A 20,348-nucleotide genomic window follows, 5' to 3' on the forward strand; every position below is an offset into this window, starting at 1 on the left:
CGCACCGAAGTACAGTGTTGGCTTAGCGTTTGGCATAACCCGCGCGATGCGGCGGGCAGAATCAGGAGGAGAACAGCTTGCTCAGGCAGGTGAGCTTTTTCTTGTAGGAACGCCGTGCTTCAAGCGCCTCTTCAAGCGTAACCGCCACAAAGCGCGCCTTCTGGTTGGGCTGCATCTGGCCGATCAGGTCCAGGTCTGCGCTGATCACCGTGCCGATCATGGCGTAGCCACCGCCAGAGACGGCATCGCGGTGCAAGACGATCGGTTCGAGGCCGGCGGGCACCTGGATCGAGCCGATCGGGTAGCAACTGTCGACGATGTTCGATGGATCGGAGCCGGCGCCGAAGGGCTGTTCACGCGGCTGAAAACTCAATGCGCTGCCGCCCTTGAACCGATAGCCGATGCGGTCCGCTTCTGAACCCACGGTCCATGGCTCGGCAAAGAACAGCTTCGCCGCCGACTCGGTCAGCCGGTGGTCGTACAGGCCCGGCACCACCCGCAGGGTGACTTCACCGCCCAACGATTGCCGTAACGCCATCGGCAGACTGGCCCCTTCACGCCCCTTGCCACTGGCGACACCTACCGGCAGCTCATCACCGGCCATCAGCCTGCGGCCCTGAAAACCACCGAGTGCGCCCAGCGCATACGTGGCGCGGCTGCCAAGCACGATGGGCACATCAATGCCACCGGCCACTGCCACATAGGTGCGCGCACCGGCTCTGGGAAAGTCAAAACGCAGCACTTGCCCGGCCTTTACCGTGAAAGCCGTGTCAGGGTGCATTTCCACGCCATCGACCCGTGGCGTCATGTGCGCACCGCAAACGGCCACCAGCGCGTCCTGCTGAAACTCCAGCTCCGGCCCGAGCAGCGTGCACTCCAGCGCGGCCAGGCCTGCCGGGTTGCCGACCAATTGATTGGCCGCACTCAAGGCGTACTGGTCCAGCGCGCCGGAAGGCGGAATGCCCAAGTGGTAATAGCCTTCGCGTCCCAGGTCCTGAACCGAAGTGGCGAGGCCGGGTTTAAGTACTTTGATCATGCCAGCACCTCCTGCAACGACTTGGGATAGCCAACAGGGTCAGCCAAAAACGCATCCAGCGAGAACTTCACCGGGCGAATACGCAAGTCAAACCGCCCGGCGTCTACCTCCGCCACCGCCTGGTCGTAGGCTTCACGCTCCATCGGTTTGAATTGCACAATGTCGCCGGGGCGGAAAAACACCATGTGTTCTTTCAGGTACTCAAGGCGTTGCTGCGGGTCGTAGATCGGTGCGGGCGTCACGCCGAACATCTGATAACCCCCCGCCCCGCGCACCGAGTAAATACAGCCGAAACAGCCGCCATGACCCAGGGTCAACTTTGGCGTATCGGTGCGTGGGCGCAGGTACTTGGGCACCTGCAACTGACGCTCGCGCTCGACCATCTGGAACATGAACGGCAGCCCGGCGACGAAGCCGACCATCGAGACAAACCAGGGCGCGCCGCTGTGCGCCGCAATAAATGCCTCGACATCGGCCAGGCCGTTGATGCGCGCGGCGTATTCCAGGTCCGTGGCATCGGGGTCTTGATGACGGTCGCGAAAGCGCATAAGGGTTTCGTGGGTCCAGGGGTCGTTGTAGAGCACTGGGATTTCGATGATCCGCGTCTGCAAGGTGCGTTCGGCGACGGCCTCGGCTTCGGCGCCTTTGACCGCGTCCAGCAAGGCTTGAGGGGCGATACGATCCGGGTCGAAGCGGATCTGGAATGACGCATTGGCCAGGCACACATCGAGCACGCCATCCAGGGCCAGCCGCTCGATGGACCGAGTGACCGCCATGCCCTTGAAGAACGCCTCCAGCGACATGGATTCACTGACTTCGGCAAACAGATGCTCATCGGCACCAAAACTGTAACGGATGGGGTTGCTCATGCTTGACCTCCGCTGCGGCGCTCGGCCAGCCAGGTTTCCAGGGTGCCGGTGTGAAAATCGGCGCTGTGCAGCCACGGCTGGCCGAGCAACTGGCCTTGCAGCGCCAGGGTGGTGGCCATGCCGGTGAGCGTGGTGTTCTGCACGGCAATTTGCGCACGGGCCAACGCCTCGGCACGATCGGCGCCGTGAACGATCAGCTTGGCCAGCAGCGAGTCATAGTAGGGCGGCACGCGGTAGCCTTGATACAGATGGGTGTCGACGCGAATGCCCTCGCCTTGCGGCCAGACCAGCTCATTGACCAGCCCTGGGCCGGGAAAGAAATCGCGCGCCGGGTCTTCGGCATTCAGGCGCATTTGCAGGGCGGCGCCGTTAAGTTGAATGTCGCTTTGCTTAAGCCCTAGTGGCTCGCCACCGGCAATGCGCAGCATTGCCTGAACCAGGTCGATGCCGGTGATCAGCTCGCTGATCGGGTGTTCCACCTGAATGCGGGTGTTCATTTCGATAAAGAAGAATTCGCCAGTAGCATCGTCGTACAGGTATTCCAGCGTGCCAGCGCCCTTGTAGCCCAACAACTCGGTCAAACGCACGGCACTGGCGCAAAGGCTGTCCCGTTGCGCCTGGCTGAGTGCTGGCGAGGGCGCTTCTTCAAAGATTTTCTGCCGCCGACGTTGCAGCGAGCATTCACGCTCAAACAAGTGCACCGCGTGCTGACCATCGCCCAGCACCTGCACTTCAATATGCCGCGCCTTGCTGATAAAGCGCTCCAGATACACCGCGCCATTGCCAAACGCCGCCTGGGCTTCGCGCTGTGAACGGGGAAACTCTTCGCTCAATTGCTCGGGGTTTTGCGCCAGGCGGATGCCCCGCCCGCCGCCACCGGCCGACGCCTTGATCAACAAAGGAAAGCCAACGGCCTCGGCGGCCTTGAGCGCCGACTCCACGTCGAACAGCTCACCGGGCGAGCCAGGTACTACCGGCACGCCCGCCGCCTGTGCGGTGCGCCGCGCTTCGGCCTTGTCGCCCATGCGGCGGATGGTCTCCGGGTCCGGCCCCACGAAAACCGCCCCGGCGGCGATCACGGCGGCGGCAAACTCGGCGTTTTCCGAGAGGAAGCCATAACCTGGGTGCACGGCGTCGGCGCCTGTGCTTTTCAGGGCGTTGAGCAGCGCCTCGATGTTGAGGTAGCTTTTGTCGGCGCGGGCCGGGCCAAGAACGTGCACCTCGTCCGCCAGCCGCGCGGCCAGAGACTCGACGTCGGCTTCACTGCACGCCACGACGGTCGGAATCCCCAGCGCTTTGGCAGCATGGATGATCCGCACTGCGATCTCGCCACGGTTGGCGATCAGTAATTTACCAATGCCTTGAGTCATGATCGCGGCCCTCACGCGGCGTCGAGTGTGGCGATGACCTGACCCGGCTCCACCGGATCACCGTCTTGGACCATAAAGGTGCCAAGGCGGCCGGCCGTGCCTGCGGTCAGTTCGGAAAACTGCTTCATGACCTCGATCAGACCGATCACCGTGTCAGCGTCGACCTGCGCGCCGACCTCGACGAAGTTCGCCGACTCCGGCGAGGCCTTACGGTAAAAGATTCCGGGCAATGGGGTGATAACGGTGTGTTCGGCCATGTCTGTTCCTCTTGAAATAGTTGTAGAAAGGCAGGCAAAAAATGAATCGGTGTGCAAACCCTGGCGTCTGTGTGCCAGTGGTTCCGGTGTGTTGTCAGCGCGGTGCGCGGACCTTGATTCCAGCGCCATCCAGTGCGCTGCGTGTGGCGGTCACCAACGCCAGGGCGCCGGGCGTATCGCTGTGCAGACAAATGGAATCGAATTCGATCGCCAGGTCTTGACCTTCCACCGTACGTACCAGGCCTTGCTGACAGGCACGCAGCACCCGCGCCGCGACATCGTGCGGATCGTAGGCGTGCACGTTGCGGGTAAAGACAATGGAGCCACTGAGGTCGTATTCGCGGTCGGCGTAAAACTCACGAATGACCGGCTGGCCCAACGCCTGGGCCACCCGGCAGATCACTGAACCGGACATGCAATACAGCAACAACTCAGGTTCCAGACGCTGGAGGCTTTCCACCAGCAAACGGGCGACCTCCTCGTCTCGGGCGAGGTGCATATAGAGCGCACCGTGAGGTTTGATGTGCTGCAACGCTACACCTTGAACCCGGGCCAGCTCGCGCAAGGCGCCTAACTGGTAAAGCATGTCGTCGACCAGTTCCTGGGCCGGGGCATTGATGTGCCGACGACCAAAACCCACCAGATCGCGAAACCCGGGGTGCGCGCCGACAGCCACGCCCAGGCGCTTGGCCTGCTCGACAGTGCGACGCATGGTGCCGGGGTCGCCAGCATGAAAGCCGGTGGCGATATTGGCCGAACTGATAAAGCCCATCAGCTCATTGTCGACGCCATCGCCGATGGTCCATGGGCCGAAGCCTTCGCCCATGTCCGAGTTGAAATCTACTGCCTGCATGACGCTGCTCCCGACGCTTGTGACTTCATGCAGGCCACGTTAGATTTCCGCAAGCCCCTTGGGAAGATCTATTAACAGAGGGGCTATCTTCTGAAAAACAGATACCCCATTGTCTGGAGTGTTCATGTCTTTGACCCTGCGACAGGTCCGCTATTTCGTCGCCACCGCCGAGATCGGGCAGATCTCTCAGGCGGCGCTGCATTTGAATATTTCCCAGTCGGCGGTGACCACGGCGATCAAGGAACTGGAGGCCCTTATCGGCACCCTGCTGTTTCAGCGCTCGGCGCAGGGCATGAGCCTGACCGATGCCGGGCGGCACTTTCTGAACCGGGCCTATGTGATATTGCGCAGCGTCGATGACGCCTTGAACAGCCCGCTACCGGACATCCGCGCCAGCGGCTTGTTGCGTCTGGCGGCCAGCTACACGGTAATCGGCTACTTTCTGCCGCACCATTTACTGCGGCTTGAACACTGGCACCCGGACGTCGCCATCGAAGTTCATGAACAGGAACGCCAAGCCATCGAACAAGGCCTGCTCGAAGGTCGATTCGACATGGCCGTGGTCCTGACTGCCAACCTGACTCACCCCGATATCGTCTCTGAAACGCTGTTCAACTCCGAGCGCCGGCTATGGCTGCCCAGCCATCATCCCTTGTGCGAACGCTCGGCGGTCAGCCTCGCCGATGTGGCCAAAGAGCCGTATATCTTGCTGACCGTCGACGAAGCCGAACAAAGCGCCATGCGTTATTGGGAACATGCGCACCAGCAACCCAATGTCAGGGTGCGCACCAGTTCGGTTGAGGCGGTGCGCAGCATGGTTGCCAATGGCAGCGGTGTGGCGATCCTCTCGGATCTGGTGCACCGTCCCTGGTCGCTGGAAGGCAAGCGCATCGAAACACTGACCATCACCGACCATGTGACACCCATGAGCGTCGGCCTGGCGTGGCACCGCGAACGTGAATTCAGTTCGGCGATGCAGGCGTTTCGTAATTATTTTCACGATGCCTTTCTGGCGCCTCAACAGCATTTCGCGCGACGTTGAAGACCGGTAAAAGTCCATCCGCTTGCCAAACTCGATACTCACTATTATCGTTCTGCACCTCGGGTACCGCTGCATACACTTTCTGGCCTGGCGTTCGGTATAAACGTCAGCCTGGGGAGTTGTCATGTCTCGTAATACCGGCTGGTCCATTGCCTTGATCGGCGTTACTGCCATATGGGGCTGGAGCTTTGTTGCCAAGCATGAAGCCCTGACCACTGTCAGTGCATCGACATTCAATGCGCTGACCTTCCTGCTTGCCGCTGCGTTGTTATTTCCTTTTGCATTCACGACACTGCCAGCATTGCGGCGCAAGGATTGGCTGGGCGGTCTTGGCGCTGGCCTGGTGCTGTTTATTGCCTTTTCGCTACAAACAACCGGCGTCGCCTATACCACACCGTCCAACGCCGGCTTCATTACCGGACTGTGCACCGTATTTACCCCGCTGATCCTGTACTTCACAGGTCACGGCCGACCGGGTTCCAGGCAAGTTCTGGGTACCGCCATTGCGCTGGTGGGCCTGGGTTTTCTGAGCCTTGAAGACTTCTCCGTGCATTACGGCGACTTGCTTGTGCTGGGCTGCGCGCTTGGCTTTGCGGTGCATATCGTAGTGCTGTCGACACTTGAAAGTTCGGCACCCTCGCAAGTATTCGCGTTTCTGCAACTGGCCACCGTCGGCGTACTGTCGCTGGCCTGGAGTTTGATGACCGGTGAGTTTTCAATTCCAGCTTCAACGACATCGCTCGTCAACATAGTTGCCATCGCACTGTTCGGAACTGCGTTGGCCTATTACGTTCAGACACGCGCACAAGCAACCGTGTCGCCGCATAAAGTGGCCCTGATCCTGATCTGTGAACCGGTGTTCAGCGGCATCTTTGGCTATTTACTGGCCGGCGACCGGTTTACCCAGGCCAAGGCGATGGGCGCTCTACTGATACTGGCAGGCTTGTTGTTGAGTGAGTGGCGTACGCGTTCAGCCGTGACCGAAGCGCCCGACCCAGCCGCGCTTGAAAATGCTGTATCAAGGAAATAATACCGGTCTGTATCTATCGCCCCGCGTGCCGCCTCGGTACGGTTCTGGCTCCTTACTCTGCGAGGCTCCCATGAACCTGAACGACATCCCCTTTGGCACCACCGACTGGTCGAAGATTGAAGCCGTTGCGCATCCGGGCGACACCGGCACGGCGTACTGGCGTACCTGCAACTTCGGCGCAATACGGGTGCGCATGGTCGAATACACGCCCGGTTATCTGGCCGACCATTGGTGCCACAAGGGGCACATTCTGCTGTGCCTGGAAGGCCAGCTCGACACCGAACTTGAGGATGGCCGGTTATTTACACTGACCGCTGGCATGAGTTATCAGGTCGCCGATAACGCCGAGGCACATCGTTCGTCCACTGCCACCGGCGCCAGACTGTTTATCGTGGACTGAATACAGCATGTCTCTGATCTCACAACGTGTGACGCTTGCCCGCATCGGTGCCAACGATAAGGTTATTTGCCGGGTAGCGTCAGGCTGGGTGGTGATGGGCGATGTGCAATTTCTACCGGGTTACTGCCTGTTATTGCCTGACCCTGTCGTGCCCAGCCTCAACGATCTGGACAACGCCGCCAGAGCCACTTACCTGCTCGACATGGCGCGCATCGGCGATGCTGTCTTGCAAGTCACAGGAGCGATCCGGATCAACTATGAGATTCTGGGTAACTCAGAGCCTGAACTGCATTGCCACCTGTTTCCTCGCTATGCCAGCGAACCTGACGAAAAACGCAAGATGCCCGCATGGTTCTACGACTGGAAAACAACGCCACCCTACGTCGAGGCTTTACATGGCGATTTGCGTAAGCGAATTGCCGAAATATTGAGTGCGTCCAGCGCCGGCTAGATCGGATTTTTTATGCGTTGAACCACGAGACGAAACATCTGTTAACTAGCATGCTCGCACGCACCGTGGTAATCAGTAGTTACGGCTTGTGACAGAGCAACGTCCATCGCCATACCCTGTTTTGAGAGCAGATGCCTGGGGCGCCATAAATCGCGACCCGGTATCGGGCGAGGTCGTAAAGAATGCATGCAGCAGAAGAAAGTCTTGAGCAGAACTCCTTTGCTCAGTTACGTCCACTGAAGATTTCAAGTGAAATCATGGCGACGGCCATCTGCTCGCTGGTTCTGGTGCTGGCCAGCGCGAGCCAGGACGTATCCGCCTGGCTTTATGCTTATATTCTGGTCGCCGCCACTGCCTGTGCGCTGACCTGGCGGGCCCGCACCACGCATCATTTATGGCTAAGCGGTTTGCTGTTGTTATGTACATGCACCGCCTGGCTGGGCTCAATTTCTACTGCCATTGGCAACCCGCTGGTGTGGTTCTTGCCCATTGGCCTGGTGTTGAGCCTGCCTGTTTCGGCCATGCACGCTCAACCCTGGCACGCCTTCAGTACCGGGGCTGCTATCTGGCTGACCTTGTTTTACGTGGTTAACCCGGACTTTGAGCGGCAACTGGACTTCGCCCTGACGCTGATCCTGATCGTGGCGAGCCTGCTGGTTGCCACACTGGTGTGCATGACGTTTTGCCGGATACGCAAGAACGTATTCGATCTGCAGCGCCAACTGCACGGCATGGCCTACACCGACACCCTGACAGGGCTGCCCAATCGACGCGCATTCATGGAGCGGCTGACCACCACACTGGCCAACAATACCGGGTCTGCGCCGCTGTTTTTCCTGATGCTCGACATCGACGACTTCAAGAAGATCAACGACAGTTTTGGCCACGATGTCGGCGACCGGGTACTGGTGGAAGTGGCCAGGATCCTCAACGATCATAGCCACGGCCATAACATTGCCCGTCTGGGCGGTGAAGAGTTTGCGGTGGTCGCCCGTGTAGCAGACGTTGCGCTGGCGCAGCAACTGGCGAGCAGTATTGTCGATGCCGTCAACTCCAGTCAGTTGCTCGGTACGCGCCTTTCCATCAGTGTCGGGCTGGCGAAACTTGAACCCGCAGAATCCATGGTCAGCCTGATGCGCCGCGCCGATCTGGCACTGTACGAGGCCAAGAGCGAGGGCAAGAACCGCTATGCCATGGCGGAGCAGGTGGTGCTGAGTGTTTGATGGGGGAAGTTGCTCAACTCAACGGCAACCTCACTTTAACCTCCAGCCCCCCGCTACGCCGATTACGCAACGTGATCGACCCGCCATGCTCAAGCACCGTCGCCCGTGCGGCCGACAAGCCCAGGCCGACGCCACCGGTGTTCTTGTTGCGTGATCCTTCGAGGCGATAGAAGGGAGCGAACACCTGCTCATGGTGCTCAATGGCAATGCCCGGCCCGCAATCGAGCACGTAAATCTCGACGTATTCACCGGCCGTTATCAATCGAACGCCGGGTTGATCCGCATATTTGATCGCGTTGTCGACCAGATTGGTCAGCGCTCTTTTAATCCCGTTAGGACGTCCGCAGTAGACAAAACGCCTGGGGCCATTGAATGAAACCTCTATGCCTGCATCCTTGAAGTCGTCAATCACCGTCAGTAACAGCTCCGCCAGATCGAATGCAGTGGCCGGTTCAAGCCGGGCCTCATCACGAAAGAAGTCCAGGGCGCTGTTGACCATTGCCTGCATCTCATCGACATCCCTGAACAACCGGGCTTGCTGCGCGGCATCTTCGATAAATTCCCCACGCAGGCGCATGCGGGTCAACGGCGCCCGAAGGTCGTGGGAAATGGCGGCCAGCATTTGCGTGCGGTCATTGAGAAAGTGCTGAATCTGAGCCTGCATGGCGTTGAACGCCAGGATGGCCTGACGAATTTCGTGTGGCCCGACCACAGGGATGGGCGGCGCGCGGAAATCCTTGCCAAAGCGCCTGGCGCCTTCGGCAAAACGCTCAAGGGGCAGCGCCAGGTGCCGGGTAGCAATCAGTGCTACGACCACCGTCGATAACAGCGCCAGCACGATAACGATCAGGTTGCGTTGCAGCGGATCCAGCCCCCATTTACGCGTCTGCACCGAATACTGCATCCAGGACCGGTCAGGTAGCTGGATCATCAACACATAGGGGCGATAGGCCTGTTGCGCGGGCCAATCGCCCGGCTCGAAAGCCTCTACCTGCGCGTCGGGCATGTCCAGCAAGTCACGCAGCATTTGCTGCCCCTCATTGAAGCCGGGCTCGTTGGTCTCAGGTAACAAGGCGTCCTCATGGCGCGCTAACCATTGGGCGTTGAAGGTCTTGTCACTGGCGGCTCGCGCAATGTCGGGCCGCTGAGCCAGGGAAGCGGCGCTGATGATCCGCGTGATGGTGGCGGCCTTTTCCATCAAGCCGGTCTGCAGAATAGGCGGACGCGCCCAGACACCGGCCAGCAGGCTGAAAACGCCATACAGCAACAGCGACGTCAGCATCGCCATCATGGTGGTCAAAGCAATCCAGCGCGCCACCGTGTCATGCGGACGCTCATACCTGGCTCGAACACGAGTCCAAAAACTCATCGTTTCACCACCGTGGGGCTGAACAGGTAGCCGACGTTGCGCAGGGTCCGAATCAGCGGTTCACTGGCATTGTCGGTCTGAAGCTTGCGGCGCAGCCGGCTGACTTGCACATCGACACTGCGATCGAACGCTTCGTAAGCCTCTCCCCGCGCCAGATCCAGCAACTGCTGGCGCGTAAGGACACGTTGCGGGTGCTCGGTAAACACCAACAACAGCTCGAACTCTCCGCTGGACAGGGGAATCATGACTTTTTCCGGCGAGCGCAGTTCGCGACGGGCGATGTCCAGTTGCCAATTGGCGAACTCCAGCACGGTACGCGATGAGTCATTCGACACCGCGACAACCTCCCCGGTCCGCCTGAGCACTGCGCGCACCCTGGCCAGCAGTTCTCTGGCGTCGAAGGGCTTGGTCAGGTAATCGTCAGCACCCAGCTCCAGCCCGACGACTCTGTCGCTCAGCTCACCCATGGCCGTCAGCATGATCACCGCGACGCTGTGCCGGGTGCGCAGTTGCTGGCAAAGCACCAGCCCGCTTTCGCCGGGCAGCATGACATCGAGAATGATCAGGTCCGGCAACCGCCGCTCAACGGCCCGCCACATCGACGGGCCATCGGTGGCAACTTCCACACGGTAGCCATGCCGTTGCAGAAACTTCTGCAAGAGGGCGAGAACTTCAAGGTCATCGTCGACCAGTAATAGATGGCTCACAAGGGACTCGCTGCCTGATGGATACGCAAGTGCCTATCTAAAATCATTCCGGACGCTACGTCATATATTTCAATTGAGCAATAAAGTGACCACGGCGCAATAAAGCGGAAATTTCCAGGCAAAAAAGTGCAGGCAAGATCGCCCACACTTCTTGCCGAGATGACCCTGCATGCCACTTATCAAACGCACTTCGCCTGTCGTTCGCCTCACGTTAGCCGGTTTCGTCATTGTCATCGCCAGCGGTTGTGCAAGCGCGCCGCCGGCATCGGTGGGCCCTTGCGACCCCATCAGCTACGACGTTCATGACCCGGCAGAACCGCTCAATCGCGGCATTTTCGCCTTCAATCGGACCGTGGACGACTACGCCCTGGCCCCGGTTGCCCGTGGTTACAAGCACTTGCCGGTCTTTTTCCAGACCGGTGTTCATAACTTTGTCGCCAACTTCGGTGAGCCCAAGGTCTTCATCAACGATCTGCTGCAAGGCAACGGCCAGCGCTCGGTCACTACATTCGGGCGCTTCGTGATAAACACCGCCGTCGGTGTCGTCGGGCTGATCGACGTGTCGGGCAAAATGGGCATCGCACGTCATAGCGCCGACTTCGGCCAGACATTCGGGGTATGGAACATCGCCAGCGGCCCCATCATTGAACTGCCCCTATTCGGCACCGCCAACGTGCGAGACGGGACCGGCAAGTTGCTGAGCTTTGCGCTGAACCCGCTTGGCGGCAACAGCGATACCGTCGAAACCCTGGGCACCATCAATACCGTCGGCGGCATCGTCGATGGCCGCGCCGAGGCGTTGCCCATCACTGACCATCTGCGCCAGTACCCTGATTACTACCTGGCCGTACGCGACACAGTGGCGCACAAGCGCGCCAGCTTCGTACTGGAAGGCAAGTCAGGAGCCATCGCTCAGACCCCATCGACCTGCCCCGACGGTGAGCACAATGACCAATAGCAACGATGCGCTGGTTCTGCACCGTAGAACCCGAACGCCCTGCCCGGCTTCATTGCACTGTCGCGAAATCGAGCTGCGCCTCGCCGATGACGGTCAGCACGTCATGCTGAGCCGCTTTGTCGAGCTATACCGCGACGAGCACACGGCGTGGTGCTCGGTTCAACATCACCGTGTGCCGCTGGCCAGTTTGATCCGCTGGATGGTCAGCACCGGGCAGCAACTGACTTGAGCCGCCTGTGCCTGGCAGGCTGCTATTGCAGAACCTGCTCGACACAGGCATTCATCTGCGCCGCCACCCATTCCAGGAATACCCGGCACTTGGGGCTCTCCTCAAAAGGCCGGGGCGATAACAGGCAATAGGTCGAGCCATCGCGAATAAAGCCAAATGGCGCGCTCAACTGCCCGGTTTCCAGTTCGCTCTGAACCATCAGCAACGAGGCCATGCTCACTCCCAGCCCCGCCGTTGCCGCCTGGATGCACAGGTAAAAGTGTTCATAGTCGGTCCAGAGCGCATCGGCCATCGTGACCCCGCCAAGACGCAGCCAGCTGTCCCAGGCCATTGGGCGTGTCTTGCTGCGCAACAGGCGTGCGCCTTGCAACGGTTGGTTATCGGCAACGGTGGACGGCGTACACACCGGGCCGATCCATTCATCACACAGCTTGACGCTGTGCACGGACTCATCCCAGTGAAAGTCATCACGGCGAATCGCGAGGTCGGCACCGCTGCGGGCGAAATCGATAGGCCCTCCAGCGGTCAATAACTGGACCTGCACAGTGGGATGCGCCTCATTGAAAGCTGGCAAGCGCGGGATCAGCCATTTCATGGCAATCGTCGGCTCACATGACAGCACCAGAACGTCTTCACGTGCTTCGCGTTGCAGTCGATCGACGACGTTTTCGAGCTGATTGAACAAGGGACCGGTGACGCTGTGCAATTGGCGTCCTGCCTCATTGAGAAAGATCGCCCGGTTGCGTCGCTCGAACAATTCGACGCCCATGGCCTCTTCCAACTGTCTTATCTGACGGCTGACAGCGCCGTGAGTGACGTGCAATTGCTGCGCGGCCTTGACGAAGCTTTGGGTCTGGGCAGCAACGTTAAAGAAACGAAAGGCTGCCAGCGGCGGTAGGTTCATGGTCGATGATTTTTCACAGATTTCATGGACTATAAATCGTTTCCCCAGACACCATCAACTCGCCATTATTGGCGCACTTTTTCATCCGGTCGGAGAACATTCATGAACGAACTACTGGCCGTGGTTGCAATTACGGTTCTGGCGGTGATCAGCCCTGGCCCCGACTTTGCCATGGTGACCCGCAACAGCTATGCGTTTGGCCGGCGCAGTGGCCTGATGGCCGCGTTGGGTATCGCCTGTGGCGTTCAGGTTCATGTGCTTTACACCGTATTCGGTATCGCGATGATCATCAGCCAATCGCCGCTGCTGTTAATGAGCATGAAAGTGCTCGGCGCCGGCTACCTTATTTATCTCGGCATCAAGTCGTTCACCAATAAGACCGTCTTGACTGTGGGTGAGGCCAGCGGCCGCGCACCCAGTGCATGGGAGGCCTTAAGAAGCGGCTTTTTCACCAACGCGCTCAATCCCAAGACCATGCTGTTTGTCGTGGCGACTTACAGCCAGGTCGTGCAAGCCAACAGTTCGTTGAGCGCCAGTTTCGCCTATGGCGCCTTCATGTCGGTGTCGCACTGGGCATGGTTCAGCCTAGTCGCGTTGTTCTTTTCGGCCCACGCGCTGCGCCAGCGTTTGCTGGAAAAACAGCTTATCGTCGACAAGGTAATTGGTGTTGCGCTGGTCAGCCTGGGCGCTTGCCTGGTCATGCCGGGCCTGGGACGTTGAACAGCTGTAATAACGCCTGCCCGATCAACACCCACCCTGCCAGCGCCAGCAAGCCCAGCACCACCTTACGAAAACCCTGATCGCTCAAGCCGCGATACAGCCGCACGCCCAGCAAGGTCGGTAGCAACACCGCCACGATCACCACGGGAAACAAGGCAAACGCCTGGACGCTGACGGTGCCGGACACCAGGTACGTGACCATGGTCGTGGCCTGCATCGCCAGGTTGAAGCCTTGAATCACCGAGCGCTGGCTGTCGCGACTCCAGCCCTTGAGCACGGCCCACAACGCAGGGGCCGGTCCGGTCAAACCGCCCAGCCCGCCCATGATGCCACCGATGACACCGACGCCGGCATTGGCCACGCGGCTGTCGCCCGGCAACTGCGGCAAGTGGCTGGCGAACAGCATGAGCGGGCACCACAGCGCCAGCAGAATACCGACCAGCAGACGGAACAGAACCGGGTCGAACTGATGCAGCAGCACGACGCCCAATGGCACGCCGAGCAATCCGCCAGCGACCATTGGCCACAGCCGTGGCAGGTCCAGTTGTTTGCGCAAGGCGCCGGCGGCCAGCAGTTGCCCGGTCAGCGAGCCACACACCACCAGCGGCCCGGTCAATGTCGGGTCCAGCACCCAGGCCCAGACGGCCATGGCCACCAGACCGAAATTGGAACCCGACAAGCCCTGGACGAAGCCTGCCAGGGCTGCGCCAAGGATCACGATCAACAGCAGCGAATCCACGCTCGATAGCCTGCCGTCAGAGTTGCATGAGCATTTCATGCCACGCCATGCCGCCGTGGTCCGAGGTCGACGGCTGGACATAGCCATAGCCCATGCGCTGGTACAGCGGCACATGCCGCTCTTTGCACATCAAGTGAATGCTCTGCTTGCCCATCGCGCGCATGCGCTCGACGAACTGCGCCATCATCCGCGTGGCGTAGCCTTTGCCTTGGTGCACCGGATCGATGACCACCGACATGATCACCACGTTGGGCGCCTCGCTGCTGTGGCCGACCAGCTCCTTGAAGGCTTCGTCGGACATCTGCACCTCATGGGCACAGCCGCCGTTGATAAAGCCGATGACCTGGCTCTCCAGTTCCATGATCAGAAAGCCCTGCGGGTACAGGGCGATGCGCGTGGCGATCTTTTCCTGGGTGGCGGCTTCGTCACCTTCGTAGGCGCCGATTTCGATCTGGTAGCAACGGGAGGCATCAAGCGGGGTGGCAGTGCGAAAGCTGGGCGCGGGCATTTCAGGGTGATCCGGACAGTCTGGAGAAGAGCGCATGGTAGACAAAGACGGGCTGCCAAACACTGGGTTTGTTCGACAGCCCATGCCCTTTGTGCAATCAGCCCTTGTCGATACCCGGTAACGGCACCGCTTGCGGCGCCTTGGCCTTATCACTGTCCAGCGCGGCGATTTCACGCTTGGCCGCATCAAGGTCAAAGGCGTTGTCCCACTTGGCAATCGCGATGGTGCCGATGCCATTGCCGATCAGGTTGGTCACGGCCCGCGCTTCGTTCAAAAAGCGGTCGATGCCCAGCAACAACACCAGACCCACCAGCGGGATGGTATGGATGGTGGTCAAGGTCGCGGCCAGGGTGACAAAACCTGCGCCCGCCACACCGGCCGAACCCTTGGAAGTCAGCAGCAAGACACCCAGCAGCACGCACTGGTCCATGAAGCTCAGCGGCGTGTTGGTGGCCTGGGCGACAAAGATCGCGGCCATGGTCAGATAAATGCAGGTGCCGTCGGCGTTGAAGGTAAAGCCGGTGGGCAGCACCATGCCGACCACCGATTTCTCGCAGCCGAGTTTTTCCAGCTTGGCCATCATGCGCGGCAGCACCGACTCGGTGGAACAGGTGCCCAGCACGATAAGGATTTCATCCTTGAAGTAGCGCAAGAACTGCATCAGCGGCAAGCCGGACCAGCGCGCCACGGTACCCAGAATCACCACGATGAACACCAGCGTGGTGATGTACAGCGCAATCAGCAGTTGCCCCAACGACAGCAAGGTGCCAAGCCCGTATTTGCCGATGGTGAACGCCATGCCCGCGCCGGCCCCGATGGGCGCCAGGCGCATGACCATGGCGACGATCTTGAACAGCCCTTGCAGCAGCAGGTCGATGATATTGATCAGCGGCTTGCTGACCGGCCCCATCTGCACCAGGGCGATGCCCATCAGCACCGACAGCAGAATGACCTGCAGCATCGAGCCCTTGGCGAAGGCATCGATAAAGGTGCTGGGAATGATATTGAGGAAGAAATCCACGGTGCCGCCCTGATCATGGGCGACCTGGGTGTATTTGCTGATCGAGCTGCCATCGAGCTTGGCCGAATCGATGTTCATGCCGACGCCGGGCTTGACGATATTCACCACCACCAGGCCGATGACCAGCGCGATGGTCGAAAGGATCTCGAAATAGATCAGCGCCTTGACGCCGATGCGCCCGACCTCCTTGATACTGCCCATCTTGGCCATGCCGACCACCACGGTGCCGAAGATGATCGGCGCCAGCAGCATTTTGATCAGCTTGATGAAGCCATCGGCCAGCGGTTGCAGCTTGGCCGCAAAGCCGGGCTCGATGTAGCCCAGTATGCCGCCGATGATGATGCCGATCAGCACCTGCACATAGAGCTGGCCATACCAGCGTGATCCTGACTTTTCCATGTTGTCGCACCTCGTTTTGTTTTTGTGTAGAGGGCAAAAAGCGGCCGCCTCTTACAAGGCGGCCGCTGCACAACCGATTAACGCTCGCCCAGCTCGCGCATCACTTCATACAGCGCCGCCTTGGCTTCGAAGCCCACACCCGGAATGTCCGGCAGGCCGACATAGCCGTTCTCGACGCGAATGCCATCGGCAAAGCCGCCGAAGGGCTGGAACACGTCCGGGTAGGATTCGTTGCCGCCCAGGTGCAGGCCGGCGGCGATGTTCAGCGACATCTGGTGACCGCCGTGCGGCACCACGCGGCGCGACGACCAGCCCAGCTCCTGCATGACATCGAGGGTGCGCAGGTACTCGACCAGGCCGTACGACAGCGCGCAGTCGAACTGCACGAAATCGCGGTCCGGGCGCATGCCGCCGTGGCGCAGCAGGTTGCGGGCGTCCTGGTGCGAGAACAGGTTTTCGCCGGTGGCCATCGGCAAGTCGTAGTGGTTGGCCAGTTCCGCTTGCAGGGCATAGTCCAGCGGGTCGCCGGCCTCTTCGTACCAGAACAGGTCGTAAGGCTTGAGCGCTTCGGCGTAGGCGATGGCGGTTTTCAGGTCGAACCGGCCGTTGGCGTCTACGGCCAGGCGCCGGCCGCTGCCGACCACGTCCAGCACCGCTTCGATGCGCGACAGGTCTTCGGCCAGCGGCACGGCGCCAATCTTCATTTTCACCACGTCGTAGCCGCGATCCAGGTAGCTCTGCATTTCGGCCTTGAGCTGGGTGTGGTCCTTGCCGGGGTAGTAGTAGCCACCGGCGGCGTAGACCCACACCTTGTCGTCGGCCACGCCGTTGCGGTAACGGTCGGCCAATACGCGGTAGAGCGGCTTGCCTTCGATCTTGGCCACCGCGTCCCATACCGCCATGTCGATGGTGCCGACCGCGACCGAGCGCTCACCGTGACCGCCGGGCTTTTCGTTGGTCATCAGGGTTTTCCAGATGGCGAACGGGTCGAGGTTGTCATTGGCTTCGTCGATCAGCGACTCAGGCTTTGCCTCGCTGATGCGCGCCAGAAAGCGGTCGCGCATCAACGCGCCCTGGCCGTAACGACCATTGGAGTTGAAGCCGTAGCCGATCACTGGTTTACCGTCACGAATGACATCGGTGACCACCGCCACGACCGAGCAGGTCATTTTGGAAAAGTCGATGTAGGCATTGGCGATGGGCGAGGCAATGGAAACGGTCTTTTCGCGAATATCAACGATGCGCATGGCGCTGTCCTCTTGTTGTGATGGAGGCAACGTTAGGCGCATCCGCGCATGGCCGATAATGCTGTTATCGAAGCAGGCAATGCCTTTTCGGCATGGCCTTGCAGCGCACCCATCGCGGGGTATTTAATTTAGCCATGCTATAAAACGTTCACCCCATGCAAGGTCAGCATCACCTATGGAACTCGTCTGGCTTGAAGACTTCATCGCCCTGGCCGAGCACGGCAGCTTTATCCGTGCAGCCCAAGCGCGGCATGTAACGCAACCGGCGTTCAGCCGGCGCATCCGGGCGCTGGAGCAATGGATGGGTGTCGAGCTGTTTCAACGCACCTTTCAGGGCGCCACCCTGACTCTGGCCGGTGAGCATGTGCTGGGCAGCGTTCAGGACGCGGCCACGCGGCTTTACCGGATTCGCGAAGAAGCCCGCGAAGTGGCCGGCACGGCGGCCAAGAGCCTGAAATTTTCCGCCACCCACTCGCTGTCGTTCACGTTTTTCCCCAAGTGGATTCGCCAGCTTGGGCGGGGTGCTCCGATCGAGGCCGTCAGGCTGCAATCGGACAGCATGGCCGAATGCGAGCGCATGCTGATGCACGGCCAGGTACAGTTCTTGCTCAGCCATCGCCACCCGCAGGTGCCGCCGAAACTGCCGTTCGGGCAGTACTTGAGCAAGGCGGTGGGTGTCGACACGCTGATCCCGCTGATGGGCGCCGACGCCGACTTTGGCGCCGACCTGCAAACCCTGCCCTACCTGGCCTACACCCGGGAATCGGGCCTGGGGCGGATTCTGGAGCAGCAGTTACAGGACAAGGCCGGCTACCTGCATTTGCAGCCTTCGTTCAGCAGCCATCTGGCGGCGGTGTTGACCTCGATGGCGCTGGAAAACAAGGGTGTGGCCTGGCTGCCGAAAAGCCTGACCGAGCAGGAACGCGCCGATGGCAAGCTGGTCCGCGCGCTGGATGAAAGCTGGGACATCGAACTGGAGATTCATCTGGCCCGCCCGGTAGCCCCGCTGCCACCGTTTGCCGAAGCGTTCTGGGAGGGGCTTCTCTAAAAAGGATGACGCAGCGGTGGCGCGCGCTCACTGAGCGCAGGGATTTGCACCAGCGGCCACTGTCCCAGCGCCTGATAACGGCCCTTGTATGACTCGTACAACACGAACTCCCGTGCACTCCAGAGAAACTCAGGCTCAGCCATTGCCTCAGGTACCGGGTCACGGTAATCGCGCATCAGGGTCACGTGCGGGCGAAACTCCTGAGCATCAAGCTCCAGGCCCAGTGGCAGCATCGCCTGTTGCAGGTCGTAGACCCAGCGCAACAGGGTCGGTGGCGCGTATTGCGCGGTCAGTACCAAGGCCTGGCTGCGGCGCCAGACATCCAGATGATCCAGCTCGACGGTCAGCCGGGACGTCAGCGGGCGCTGGCGTGCGGCGGTTTCAAGAATCGCCGGAATCTGTTTGACGCCGACCGCGCCGAGAAACATCAGGGTCAGGTGAAAATTCTCGGCCGGCACCGGGCGGCCGCTGCGCAAGCGCAGGTCGGTACGCCAGCGGGAAATGGCCTTGCGCTGCGCAGACTCGCAGGGCAAGGCGAAAAACAGCCGCTTCAAGGGCTCGGTCGAGACAAAATCGTTGGTGTTCATCGGTAAAGCTCCAGAGCATAGGTGCGCTAGCCAAGCCATGACTGGCCAACAGGCACCCTAACAGGAGGGACGCTTGGGCTACAATGCGCCGCCGTCTTGCCTGGCTTACAGGAAATAGCGTAAATGCGCGAAAGAAAATCAGCACGGCTGTTAATCGCAAGCCCCGCCCGTAACGTTCTGCTGTTCCGCTTTCGACACACCGAAGGTGCACTGGCCGGGGATGATTACTGGGCCACACCCGGTGGCGGACTGGAACAGGATGAGACATTCGAACAGGCCGCAATACGCGAACTGCGCGAAGAAACCGGAATACGCATCGAGACGGTGGGCGAACCGGTGGCGTATCGGCGCTTCGAGATGCAACTGCCCGATGGCGAGTGGGTCATCTCGGTCGAGCAGTATTTTGTGGTACACGCGCAGGCTCAGACGCTGTGCAGTGACGAGTGGACAGCGCATGAGACGCTGGTGATGGCCGATCACCACTGGTGGTCCGCCGAAGAACTGAGAACCACCCGGCAAACCGTGTGGCCTGAGTCACTGATCGCCATGCTGGAAACAGCCGGAGTATTCACAGCCGGCGGATCATCCAGCACTGCAGCGGCGTAACGGTCAGTCCAGGTATTCGCAGAACCGCAGACGATTGCCAAACGGGTCGTAGACCTGCAACTCCTTGCCCCAGCCTTGCTCGACGATGTCCGGTCGTCCGTAGCTGTAACGTTTGCCGAGCAGTTCATCGCGCAGTTGCACGATGTGCTGCGTGGGGATAAATACCGTCGCGCCCGGGCTGGCATCGCCGTGATGCTCGGACAGGTGCAGGTGCAGGCCTGCGCGAACCAGGCCCAGGTACAGCGGCAGACCGGCCTCGAAGCGGTGCTCGAACTCGACGCCGAAACCCAGGAAATCCAGATAAAACTCCCGCGCCTTGGCTTCGTCGAAACTGCGCAGCACCGGAATGGTTTTGCCAAAGGTCACGCCCGTGGGCGCCGGCTCAGGACTGAGCAAAGCCGAAGCCGTGTTCCAGTCCTTGTAACCCAATTGCCGGGCGACCAGTTCCAGGGCGGTGGAGTGCGATACCTCTTGCAGCGGCGTCTGCAGTGAGGCGCGCAGCCGCTTGGCCATCTGTTTGGCCTGTTCGATTGAAATCATTACAGCTCCTTGGGGCCAAGGCCTTTCGGTGCTCGCATTGCCGAGCCTCGACGCTGCAAAGAAGCGGTTGAGTTCGGGGTGTCGTTCAAGATGCTTTCACCTTCCCGGCAAGGGGCGAGCGGCGGGCAGCATGGGCCGGGGGTGATCGTACACCACTGGCGCACAATGCAAAACCGGCCGCCTTGCACAGCACCGGGCGGCTCAAGTCAGCGCCGGTTTCACGCAGCGTGAGCCG

24 protein-coding genes are annotated in these 20,348 nt (G+C 60.4%); 10 read left to right on the forward strand and 14 right to left on the reverse strand.

Annotated elements, in window-relative coordinates; all coding sequences use genetic code 11:
• Positions 1–61: 61 nt before the first annotated feature.
• The 5 genes from ACYP2A_RS06800 to ACYP2A_RS06820 all read right to left on the reverse strand — a co-directional run bounded on the left by ACYP2A_RS06800 (position 62) and on the right by ACYP2A_RS06820 (position 4,385).
• Positions 62–1,036, reverse strand: coding sequence for a 5-oxoprolinase subunit C family protein (locus ACYP2A_RS06800; RefSeq protein ID WP_459743886.1), 975 nt, complete (start codon positions 1,034–1,036; stop codon positions 62–64).
• Positions 1,033–1,905: a 5-oxoprolinase subunit B family protein gene (locus tag ACYP2A_RS06805; protein ID WP_459743887.1), complete on the reverse strand. Its 873-nt coding sequence runs from the start codon at positions 1,903–1,905 to the stop codon at positions 1,033–1,035. Before ACYP2A_RS06805 ends, ACYP2A_RS06800 begins: the two co-directional genes overlap by 4 nt.
• Entirely contained in the window at positions 1,902–3,275 is a 1,374-nt protein-coding gene (locus ACYP2A_RS06810) for an acetyl-CoA carboxylase biotin carboxylase subunit (RefSeq protein WP_459743889.1), read from the reverse strand. The genes ACYP2A_RS06805 and ACYP2A_RS06810 overlap by 4 nt, the downstream gene beginning before the upstream one ends.
• Before the next feature lie 11 nt (positions 3,276–3,286).
• Positions 3,287–3,532: an acetyl-CoA carboxylase gene (locus tag ACYP2A_RS06815; protein ID WP_459743891.1), complete on the reverse strand. Its 246-nt coding sequence runs from the start codon at positions 3,530–3,532 to the stop codon at positions 3,287–3,289.
• Between the two features lie 94 nt (positions 3,533–3,626).
• The gene (locus ACYP2A_RS06820) at positions 3,627–4,385 is read right to left on the reverse strand and encodes a 5-oxoprolinase subunit PxpA (protein ID WP_459743892.1); all 759 of its coding nucleotides are present in this window, start codon (positions 4,383–4,385) and stop codon (positions 3,627–3,629) included.
• A gap of 124 nt (positions 4,386–4,509) precedes the next feature.
• On the opposite strand from ACYP2A_RS06820, the gene ACYP2A_RS06825 reads away from it, so the two are divergent.
• The 5 genes from ACYP2A_RS06825 (at position 4,510) to ACYP2A_RS06845 (ending at position 8,531) form a co-directional block, all read left to right on the forward strand.
• Positions 4,510–5,427, forward strand: a complete 918-nt coding sequence (locus ACYP2A_RS06825; RefSeq protein ID WP_459743894.1) for a LysR family transcriptional regulator — start codon at positions 4,510–4,512, stop codon at positions 5,425–5,427.
• 154 nt (positions 5,428–5,581) lie between these two features.
• Positions 5,582–6,457, forward strand: a complete 876-nt coding sequence (locus ACYP2A_RS06830; protein WP_459743896.1) for a DMT family transporter — start codon at positions 5,582–5,584, stop codon at positions 6,455–6,457.
• 70 nt (positions 6,458–6,527) lie between these two features.
• A complete protein-coding gene (locus ACYP2A_RS06835; protein WP_459743897.1) occupies positions 6,528–6,857 on the forward strand; it encodes a DHCW motif cupin fold protein in 330 nt (109 codons plus the stop codon).
• A 7-nt stretch (positions 6,858–6,864) separates the two neighbouring features.
• Positions 6,865–7,308, forward strand: coding sequence for an HIT family protein (locus ACYP2A_RS06840; protein ID WP_459743898.1), 444 nt, complete (start codon positions 6,865–6,867; stop codon positions 7,306–7,308).
• Between the two features lie 182 nt (positions 7,309–7,490).
• Positions 7,491–8,531, forward strand: a complete 1,041-nt coding sequence (locus ACYP2A_RS06845; protein ID WP_459743900.1) for a GGDEF domain-containing protein — start codon at positions 7,491–7,493, stop codon at positions 8,529–8,531.
• 13 nt (positions 8,532–8,544) lie between these two features.
• On the opposite strand, the gene ACYP2A_RS06850 is transcribed toward ACYP2A_RS06845, so the two are convergent.
• Together ACYP2A_RS06850 and ACYP2A_RS06855 are read right to left on the reverse strand one after the other, a co-directional pair.
• Complete coding sequence (locus ACYP2A_RS06850) at positions 8,545–9,900, reverse strand: ATP-binding protein (protein ID WP_459743902.1); 1,356 nt, start codon at positions 9,898–9,900, stop codon at positions 8,545–8,547.
• Entirely contained in the window at positions 9,897–10,607 is a 711-nt protein-coding gene (locus tag ACYP2A_RS06855; protein WP_459743903.1) for a response regulator, read from the reverse strand. Before ACYP2A_RS06855 ends, ACYP2A_RS06850 begins: the two co-directional genes overlap by 4 nt.
• Positions 10,608–10,776: 169 nt before the next feature.
• On the opposite strand from ACYP2A_RS06855, the gene ACYP2A_RS06860 reads away from it, so the two are divergent.
• Together ACYP2A_RS06860 and ACYP2A_RS06865 are read left to right on the forward strand one after the other, a co-directional pair.
• Positions 10,777–11,565 (forward strand): MlaA family lipoprotein, encoded by a 789-nt coding sequence (locus tag ACYP2A_RS06860; RefSeq protein ID WP_459743904.1) that lies wholly within the window; start codon positions 10,777–10,779, stop codon positions 11,563–11,565.
• Positions 11,555–11,794, forward strand: a complete 240-nt coding sequence (locus ACYP2A_RS06865; RefSeq protein WP_459743905.1) for a hypothetical protein — start codon at positions 11,555–11,557, stop codon at positions 11,792–11,794. Before ACYP2A_RS06860 ends, ACYP2A_RS06865 begins: the two co-directional genes overlap by 11 nt.
• A 22-nt stretch (positions 11,795–11,816) precedes the next feature.
• Here ACYP2A_RS06865 and ACYP2A_RS06870 read toward each other — a convergent pair whose 3' ends face one another.
• On the reverse strand, positions 11,817–12,698 hold the full coding sequence (locus ACYP2A_RS06870) for a LysR substrate-binding domain-containing protein (RefSeq protein ID WP_459743907.1): 882 nt from the start codon (positions 12,696–12,698) through the stop codon (positions 11,817–11,819).
• A 102-nt stretch (positions 12,699–12,800) separates the two neighbouring features.
• On the opposite strand from ACYP2A_RS06870, the gene ACYP2A_RS06875 reads away from it, so the two are divergent.
• A complete protein-coding gene (locus ACYP2A_RS06875) occupies positions 12,801–13,418 on the forward strand; it encodes a LysE family translocator (RefSeq protein ID WP_459743908.1) in 618 nt (205 codons plus the stop codon).
• Here ACYP2A_RS06875 and ACYP2A_RS06880 read toward each other — a convergent pair.
• From ACYP2A_RS06880 to ACYP2A_RS06895, 4 genes are all read right to left on the reverse strand, one after another.
• Positions 13,396–14,157: a sulfite exporter TauE/SafE family protein gene (locus ACYP2A_RS06880; protein ID WP_459743910.1), complete on the reverse strand. Its 762-nt coding sequence runs from the start codon at positions 14,155–14,157 to the stop codon at positions 13,396–13,398. The two genes, ACYP2A_RS06875 and ACYP2A_RS06880, sit on opposite strands and share 23 nt — an antisense overlap.
• Positions 14,158–14,173: 16 nt before the next feature.
• Complete coding sequence (locus tag ACYP2A_RS06885) at positions 14,174–14,665, reverse strand: GNAT family N-acetyltransferase (RefSeq protein ID WP_459743911.1); 492 nt, start codon at positions 14,663–14,665, stop codon at positions 14,174–14,176.
• 97 nt (positions 14,666–14,762) lie between these two features.
• On the reverse strand, positions 14,763–16,085 hold the full coding sequence (gene dctA, locus ACYP2A_RS06890; protein WP_459743912.1) for a C4-dicarboxylate transporter DctA: 1,323 nt from the start codon (positions 16,083–16,085) through the stop codon (positions 14,763–14,765).
• A 77-nt stretch (positions 16,086–16,162) separates the two neighbouring features.
• Complete coding sequence (locus ACYP2A_RS06895; protein WP_459743914.1) at positions 16,163–17,332, reverse strand: mandelate racemase/muconate lactonizing enzyme family protein; 1,170 nt, start codon at positions 17,330–17,332, stop codon at positions 16,163–16,165.
• A 175-nt stretch (positions 17,333–17,507) separates the two neighbouring features.
• On the opposite strand from ACYP2A_RS06895, the gene ACYP2A_RS06900 reads away from it, so the two are divergent.
• Complete coding sequence (locus ACYP2A_RS06900; protein WP_459743915.1) at positions 17,508–18,380, forward strand: LysR family transcriptional regulator; 873 nt, start codon at positions 17,508–17,510, stop codon at positions 18,378–18,380.
• On the opposite strand, the gene thpR is transcribed toward ACYP2A_RS06900, so the two are convergent.
• Positions 18,377–18,967, reverse strand: coding sequence for an RNA 2',3'-cyclic phosphodiesterase (gene thpR, locus ACYP2A_RS06905; protein WP_459743916.1), 591 nt, complete (start codon positions 18,965–18,967; stop codon positions 18,377–18,379). The genes ACYP2A_RS06900 and thpR overlap by 4 nt on opposite strands.
• A gap of 123 nt (positions 18,968–19,090) precedes the next feature.
• On the opposite strand from thpR, the gene ACYP2A_RS06910 reads away from it, so the two are divergent.
• Positions 19,091–19,573, forward strand: coding sequence for an NUDIX hydrolase (locus ACYP2A_RS06910; RefSeq protein WP_459743918.1), 483 nt, complete (start codon positions 19,091–19,093; stop codon positions 19,571–19,573).
• Positions 19,574–19,576: 3 nt separating this feature from the next.
• Here ACYP2A_RS06910 and ACYP2A_RS06915 read toward each other — a convergent pair whose 3' ends face one another.
• Positions 19,577–20,113 carry a glyoxalase superfamily protein gene (locus ACYP2A_RS06915; RefSeq protein WP_459743920.1) on the reverse strand — a complete coding sequence of 179 codons (537 nt, stop codon included), beginning with the start codon at positions 20,111–20,113 and terminating at the stop codon, positions 19,577–19,579.
• Between the last annotated feature and the right edge of the window lie 235 nt (positions 20,114–20,348).

It is taken from the genome of Pseudomonas sp. 3A(2025) (assembly GCF_054589175.1).